Origin of the sequence: Kitasatospora sp. NPDC058190 (genome assembly GCF_042883685.1) — a bacterium.
GTDB lineage: Bacteria > Actinomycetota > Actinomycetes > Streptomycetales > Streptomycetaceae > Kitasatospora.
The window spans coordinates 30,502-37,730 of sequence record NZ_JBHVVI010000089.1; the positions used below are offsets into that span (position 1 = coordinate 30,502).

The 7,229-nt window shown below is 72.1% G+C and carries 6 protein-coding genes; 5 read left to right on the forward strand and 1 reads right to left on the reverse strand.

The genetic code is table 11. The annotated features are described in order from the left end of the window. The first annotated feature begins 166 nt into the window (after positions 1–166). Positions 167–1,165, forward strand: coding sequence for a LysR family transcriptional regulator (locus ACFVWU_RS32150; protein WP_387627454.1), 999 nt, complete (start codon positions 167–169; stop codon positions 1,163–1,165). A gap of 98 nt (positions 1,166–1,263) precedes the next feature. On the opposite strand, the gene ACFVWU_RS32155 is transcribed toward ACFVWU_RS32150, so the two are convergent. Beyond that, a complete protein-coding gene (locus ACFVWU_RS32155) occupies positions 1,264–1,590 on the reverse strand; it encodes a WhiB family transcriptional regulator (protein WP_380341270.1) in 327 nt (108 codons plus the stop codon). A gap of 564 nt (positions 1,591–2,154) precedes the next feature. Between ACFVWU_RS32155 and ACFVWU_RS32160 the strand changes: the two genes are divergently transcribed. From ACFVWU_RS32160 to ACFVWU_RS32175, 4 genes are all read left to right on the forward strand, one after another. Continuing rightward, entirely contained in the window at positions 2,155–2,766 is a 612-nt protein-coding gene (locus ACFVWU_RS32160; RefSeq protein WP_014136228.1) for a response regulator transcription factor, read from the forward strand. 335 nt (positions 2,767–3,101) lie between these two features. Further along, a complete protein-coding gene (gene shbA, locus ACFVWU_RS32165; protein ID WP_387627455.1) occupies positions 3,102–3,818 on the forward strand; it encodes an RNA polymerase sigma factor ShbA in 717 nt (238 codons plus the stop codon). 327 nt (positions 3,819–4,145) lie between these two features. After that, the gene (guaB, locus tag ACFVWU_RS32170; RefSeq protein ID WP_380613939.1) at positions 4,146–5,648 is read left to right on the forward strand and encodes an IMP dehydrogenase; all 1,503 of its coding nucleotides are present in this window, start codon (positions 4,146–4,148) and stop codon (positions 5,646–5,648) included. 192 nt (positions 5,649–5,840) lie between these two features. Further along, the gene (locus ACFVWU_RS32175; protein WP_380613937.1) at positions 5,841–6,968 is read left to right on the forward strand and encodes a GuaB3 family IMP dehydrogenase-related protein; all 1,128 of its coding nucleotides are present in this window, start codon (positions 5,841–5,843) and stop codon (positions 6,966–6,968) included. Positions 6,969–7,229: the final 261 nt, after the last annotated feature.

Below are 7,229 nucleotides of genomic sequence, written 5' to 3' on the forward strand. Positions count from 1 at the left end.
CGACGGTCGTCGTTCCGGCGCTCGTGCCTCGCTTGTCGCTCCTCGCTTTCGGCACCGGCGCGCCCCTTCGGCTCGGGGCGGGGGACTCGCCCGCTCGGGCGGGTGCTCCAGGCTTCAACTATCAGTAGAATTTTGCAGAATTCAAAGATTGCCTTATAACTGAGGCATGATCGAGGCCCGCCATCTGCGCGTCCTGCGTGCCGTCGCCCGCACCGGCTCCTTCTCCGCCGCCGCCCGTGAGCTGGGGTGTACGCAGCCTGCCATCAGCCAGCAGATGAAGGCCCTGGAGAAGTCGGTCGACACCCCGCTGGTGGTCCGCTCGGGCCGCGGGATGCAGCTCAGCGAGGCCGGGCGGGTCCTGCTCAAGCATGCCACCGGAATCCTGGCCGGGCTCTCCGCCGCCGAGGAGGAGGTGGCCGCGATCGCCGGGCTGCGGGCCGGGCGGGTGCGGCTGGTCTCCTTCCCGACCGCGAGTTCCACCCTGGTGCCGCCCGCGGTCGCCCGGCTGCGGGACAGCCATCCGGGGGTGCGCGTGTCGCTGGTCGAGGCGGAGCCGCCGGAGTCGCTGGCGATGCTGCGCGGCGGCGAGTGCGAGATCGCCCTGGCCTTCCGCTACCCGCAGTCCGACGGCGCCGCCGCGCTGCCGTCCGCCGCGCACGGCACCCCGCGCGAGGCGCGGGCCGAGGCCAACCTGGAGGCGCAGCAGCTGTCGGCCGGTACCGACTGGTCCGACCTGGTGGTCACCCCCCTGCTGGACGACCCGCTGGTGGGCCTGCTGCCCGCCGCCCACCCGCTGGCCGGGCGTGGCGGGCCGGTGGGGCTGGCCGAGTTGGCGGGGGAGCAGTGGATCGCCGGCTGCCCGCAGTGTCGGGGGCACCTGGTGGAGCTGTGCGCCGGCGCGGGCTTCGAGCCCCGGATCGACTTCGCGACCGACGACTACCCGGCGGTGGTCGGCCTGGTGGCGGCCGGTCTGGGAGTGGCGGTGCTGCCCCGGCTGGCGTTGCAGTCGGTGCGTCCTGACGGCGTCTCGACGGTGCCGGTGCGGACGGCCACCGGGGTGCCGGCGGTGCGTCAGGTGGTGGCGCTGACCCTGCCGGACCTGGCCGAGGTGCCGGCCGTCGCGTTGATGCTGGAGCGGCTGGCGGGTGCGGCCGCCGATCGCTGACGGCTCGGTGGCCGGGGTACCACTGAGCGGGTACCGACTGTGAGCAGCCCAAGTCGCCGCGAAGAAACGTTTCTTCACGGCGCACCATGGAGGCGGGTCTAGTGCCGCGCGACCGCCGGCGGGGTCAGCGGGACCTCCACCAGGCGGTGCCGCGAGCGGCCCAGCATCTCCTCGCGTTCGTCCTCCGTCATCCCGCCCCAGACGCCGTACGGTTCGCGGACCGCCAGGGCGTGCGCGGCGCACTCGGCGATCACCGGACAGCGCATGCAGACCTCCTTGGCGCTGGCCTCGCGCGAACTGCGCGCCGCCCCGCGCTCGCCCTCGGGGTGGAAGAAGAGCGAGCTGTCCACACCGCGGCAGGCTGCCGAGAGCTGCCAGTCCCAGAGGTCCGCGTTGGGCCCGGGGAGGCGGGAGAAATCTGCCATGGCTCATTCCCTTCGGATGCGATCGGCCGTCGGTCGGGCGTGCTCGGCGGGCTGCGGCCGAGCGGTGCCCGGCGGGGCGACCCGCGTTGGTATGGACACCTGGAAATATGACTTAAGGCAACTCCATGGACAAGTCACCCACACACGGGCACAACAGTCAATGACCATGAGAAAGCTATAAAAGCGGGCAAAGTGGGCAATAGGTTTCGAAGGGCGTGGGTGCGGCAATCGGGTGGCCGACGGGCGCATGACACACCGCACCGGTGTGCGGGTCGTACGCCGACCGCGCGCGAGCTGCGCAAAAGTGCGGCGTGTGCACCGCGATGCGGCTGATCGGTAACGGGTTGGCCACGTACAGTGGTGGAGATGGCCCGAAGGCCGTAACTCATTCGAGTGACGGTCGTTGGAAGTGCGGAGGCGGTTAGCGGGCGCCGGACGTCGGGAACGATCGCGGGCAAGTCGGGGCGATCAGGACGAAGTCCGTCGCCGATCGGCCGTGTCGGAGAGGTTCGTACCAGCCAGGAGGCTCAACGTGACGCGGATCAGCTGCGGAGGACGACGGTCATGACTTCCGTTCTCGTTTGCGACGATTCCCCGCTCGCCCGCGAGGCGCTTCGCCGCGCCGTCGCGACCGTACCCGGCGTGGACCGGGTCACCACCGCGACGAACGGGGAGGAGGTCCTCCGCCGCTGGGTGGCCGACCGCTCCGATCTCGTCCTGATGGACGTCCGGATGCCCGGCCTGGGCGGGGTCGAGACGGTCCGGCGGCTGCTGTCCGCCGACCCGGGCGCCCGGATCATCATGCTCACCGTCGCGGAGGACCTCGACGGGGTCGCCCTCGCGGTGGCCGCGGGTGCCCGCGGGTACCTGCACAAGGACGCTTCTCGCGCCGAACTGCGGGCCACCGTCACCCAGGCCCTCGCCGACCCGACCTGGCGGCTCGCCCCGCGCCGGCTGCGCAGCCCCGACATGGGGGCGGCGCCGACCTTGACGGCGCGTGAGATCCAGGTGCTGGAGGGCATGAGCCACGGCCGCAGCAACGCCGAGATCGGCCGTGAGCTGTTCCTGTCCGAGGACACCGTGAAGACCCATGCCCGACGGCTGTTCAAGAAGCTCGGGGCCTCCGACCGCGCGCACGCGGTGGCGCTGGGTTTCCGCTGGGGCCTGGTCCGCTGACCACCGCCGGCGCCGCCGGCCCAGGCGCGCCGCCGTCGATTCCCGGGGCGGGTGTCGCACGGGCGTGTGACGTTACGGTCCCGAGGTTGCACCATGGAGGAGTGGAGCACCTCGGGGACCAGCGGACAGGCACTGCGGCGAACCACGCAGCCGCAGGACACTCGGCGGACGGCGCGACGGACAGGACCACCCACGGCGGCGGGGCGGGAGGCGGCACGGTGCAGGAGGGGCCGGTGATGCACGGCACACCGCGCGGTGCCGCAGCGCATAACGTTCCGGTGCACAACTCCGGACGCGGTGCCGCGTTTTCCCGATCGACCAGGCACCATGGACCGATGCGCGACGACGTCGCCGGTGCGGCCGGCCAGGTGGACCCGGGTGAGGCCCAGCCCTCCGGCCCGGGGCACGATCCGTCGTACGCCGACTCCGGCGGCCCCGGTACCGGGGCCGGACCGGGCCGCCCGCCGGTGCTCGGTACGGGCGGCTCGCCCCTGGTGGGCGAACTGGTCGCGGCCGCCGTCCGCGGCGAGGGCCCGGCCATCGACGCCCTGCTCGCCTACGTCCACCCCCTCGCGCTGCGCTACTGCCGCGCCAAGCTGGTCCGGCTGCCCGGCGGGGCCCGGCACCACGTGGACGACGTGGCCCAGGAGGTCTGCGTCGCGGTGCTGTGCGCGCTGCCCAGGTACAAGGACCAGGGGCGGCCGTTCGAGGCCTTCGTCTACGGGATCGCCGCGCACAAGATCGCCGATCTGCAGCGGGCCGCGATGCGCGGGCCCGGTTCGACGGTCGTGCCGCAGGACGACCTGCCGGAGGTGCCGGACGAGGCGCTCGGCCCGGAGGAGCAGGCGCTGCTCAGCAGCGACGCGGCCTGGGCCAAGGAACTGCTCTCCAACCTGCCGGCCCGTCAGCGCGAGCTGGTGCTGTTGCGGGTGGCCGCCGGGCTGTCGGCGGAGGAGACCGGCGAGGTGCTCGGGATGTCGCCGGGCGCCGTCCGGGTGGCCCAGCACCGGGCGCTCAGCCGGCTGCGGGCGCTCGCCGAGGAATCGTCCTAGGGCGCGTCCGGCGATTCGCGTCGGACACCCGGCGGGAGTCGCCGGGCACGCCCCACGTCAGTCGTCGGGCACGCCCCACGTCGACCGGGCGGAATGAGCCACGGTGCGGGGTTGTTGTCAAGGGCACACGAGGCACATTCGCGGTGCCAGTACCATGGGGTATCGGCGCCTGGGCAGGTTGCCAAAGTTTCGCGGGTGCGCACGGGGTTCCCTTGGAGGTTCCTCCGAATCCACCCGGCTTTCGGCGGTCTGCGCGAGTGAGCGATGAACGCGCCCCCTCCCTCAGGGCGTGAGCGGATAAGGCCGGCCACGGAAGGTACCCCCCAAATGTCTTACAACGCCGCAGGCGTACCCGAGAAGTTCGCCATGCTCGGGCTCACGTTCGATGACGTCCTGCTGCTGCCCGGGGCCTCCGAGGTGCTGCCGAACCAGGTCGACACCTCCTCGCGGGTCTCCCGGAACGTCCGCGTCAACATCCCGCTGCTGTCCGCGGCGATGGACAAGGTCACCGAGTCGCGGATGGCCATCGCGATGGCCCGCCAGGGCGGCGTCGGCGTGCTGCACCGCAACCTGTCGGTCGAGGACCAGGCCAACCAGGTCGACCTGGTGAAGCGCTCCGAGTCCGGCATGGTCACCGACCCGATCACGGTCGGCCCGGACACCACGCTGGCCGAGGCCGACGCGCTGTGCGCCAAGTTCCGCATCTCCGGCGTGCCGATCGCCGACGAGTCCGGCAAGCTGCTGGGCATCGTCACCAACCGTGACATGGCCTTCGAGTCGGACCGCAGCCGCCAGGTCCGCGAGATCATGACCCCGATGCCGCTGATCACCGGCAAGGTCGGCATCTCCGGCGTGGACGCGATGGCGCTGCTGCGCCGCCACAAGATCGAGAAGCTTCCGCTGGTCGACGACGAGGGCCGGATCAAGGGCCTGATCACCGTCAAGGACTTCGTCAAGGCCGAGCAGTACCCGAACGCCGCCAAGGACGCCGAGGGCCGTCTGCTGGTCGGTGCCGCGGTCGGCGCCAGCGCCGAGGCCTTCGACCGGGCCCAGGCCCTGGTCGAGGCGGGCGTGGACTTCCTGGTCGTCGACACCTCGCACGGCCACAGCCACAACGCGCTGGCCTGGATCGCGAAGATCAAGTCGGCCGTCAAGGTCGACGTGGTCGGCGGCAACGTCGCCACCCGGGACGGCGCCCAGGCGCTGATCGACGCCGGCGTGGACGGTGTCAAGGTCGGCGTCGGCCCCGGCTCCATCTGCACCACCCGTGTGGTCGCCGGCATCGGCGTCCCGCAGATCACCGCCATCTACGAGGCCGCCCAGGCCTGCCAGGCGGCCGGCGTGCCGGTCATCGGCGACGGCGGCCTGCAGTACTCCGGCGACATCGGCAAGGCGCTGGCCGCCGGTGCCGACACCGTGATGCTGGGCTCGCTGCTGGCCGGCTGCGAGGAGTCCCCGGGCGAGCTGCTGTTCATCAACGGCAAGCAGTTCAAGTCCTACCGCGGCATGGGCTCGCTGGGCGCCATGCAGTCCCGCGGTCAGGGCCGCTCCTACTCCAAGGACCGCTACTTCCAGGCCGAGGTGGCCTCGGACGACAAGCTCGTCCCCGAGGGCATCGAGGGCCAGGTGCAGTACCGCGGCCCGCTGTCGGCCGTGCTGCACCAGCTGGTCGGCGGCCTCCGCCAGACCATGGGCTACGTCGGCGCCGCCACCATCGCCGAGATGGAGAGCAAGGGCCGCTTCGTCCGGATCACCTCGGCGGGCCTCAAGGAGAGCCACCCGCACGACATCCAGATGACCGTCGAGGCGCCGAACTACTCGTCCCGCTGAACGGCCTGGACGGCCTGAACGGCTGAGGGACCAGGGCCGGACCACCGAGGGGCCCGCCGTCGCACCCGCGACGGCGGGCCCCTCGCCGTGTCCGGCGGCCGGGCCGTCGGGGCGGGACCAGCTCCGGTACGGGATACTGGGGGCGGCCGGGGTGACCCGGCGGGCATGAGCAACAAAGCAGAAGGGCTCGAAGTGACTGAGATCGAGATCGGGCGAGGCAAGCGCGGCCGCCGGGCGTACGCCTTCGACGACATCGCCGTCGTCCCCAGCCGCCGTACGCGTGACCCGAAGGAGGTCTCGATCGCCTGGCAGATCGACGCCTACCGCTTCGAGCTGCCGTTCCTGGCCGCCCCGATGGACAGCGTGGTCTCGCCCGAGCAGGCCATCAAGATCGGCCGCCTGGGCGGTCTGGGCGTGCTGAACCTGGAAGGCCTCTGGACCCGCTACGAGGACCCGCAGCCGCTGCTGGACGAGATCGCCTCGATCACCGACGCGGCCGCCGCCACCCGCCGCCTGCAGGAGATCTACGCCGCGCCGATCCGCGCCGAGCTGATCAAGCAGCGGATCCAGGAGGTCCGCGACTCCGGCGTGGTCACCGCCGCCGCGCTCTCGCCGCAGCGCACCGCCGAGTTCTCCAAGGCCGTCGTGGACGCCGGCGTCGACGTCTTCGTCATCCGCGGCACCACCGTCTCGGCCGAGCACGTCTCCAGCGCCGCCGAGCCGCTCAACCTCAAGCAGTTCATCTACGAGCTGGACGTCCCGGTGATCGTCGGCGGCTGCGCCACCTACACCGCCGCGCTGCACCTGATGCGGACCGGCGCGGCCGGCGTGCTGGTCGGCTTCGGCGGCGGCGCCGCCCACACCACCCGCAACGTGCTCGGCATCCAGGTGCCGATGGCCACCGCCGTCGCCGACGTGGCGGCCGCCCGCCGCGACTACATGGACGAGTCCGGCGGCCGCTACGTGCACGTGATCGCGGACGGCGGCGTCGGCTACAGCGGCGACATCCCGAAGGCGGTCGCCTGCGGCGCCGACGCGGTGATGATCGGTGCCGCGCTGGCCCGTGCCACCGACGCCCCGGGCAAGGGGTTCCACTGGGGCATGGAGGCCGTCCACGAGGAGCTGCCGCGCGGCAAGCGGGTGGACCTCGGTACGGTCGGCACCACCGAGGAGATCCTGACCGGTCCTTCGCACACGCCGGACGGGACCATGAACCTGTTCGGTGCGCTGCGGCGGGCGATGGCCACCACGGGGTACACGGAGCTGAAGGAGTTCCAGCGGGTCGAGGTGACGGTCAACCCGGCGCTGGATCACCGCTGAGTGGTGTGCTGACGGAGTGACGGAGGCCCCTGCCCGGTTGTCGGGTGGGGGTTTCTGTGGTGGTGGGGGGCTTTCGGGAGGGTGGGTGGCCGGGGGCGGCTCCGGGGGTGGCCGCTCCGGGGGCTGGGTGATTTTCAGACTGCCCATTCGGTGGGGTGGGGCGTTGGGGGCGGTGGCAGTCTGAAAATCACCCGTCACGCCCCTCTCCGGGCCACCCCCTGCGCCGCCCCCTCCCGCAGCGCGTCCCTCTCGCCAGAGGGG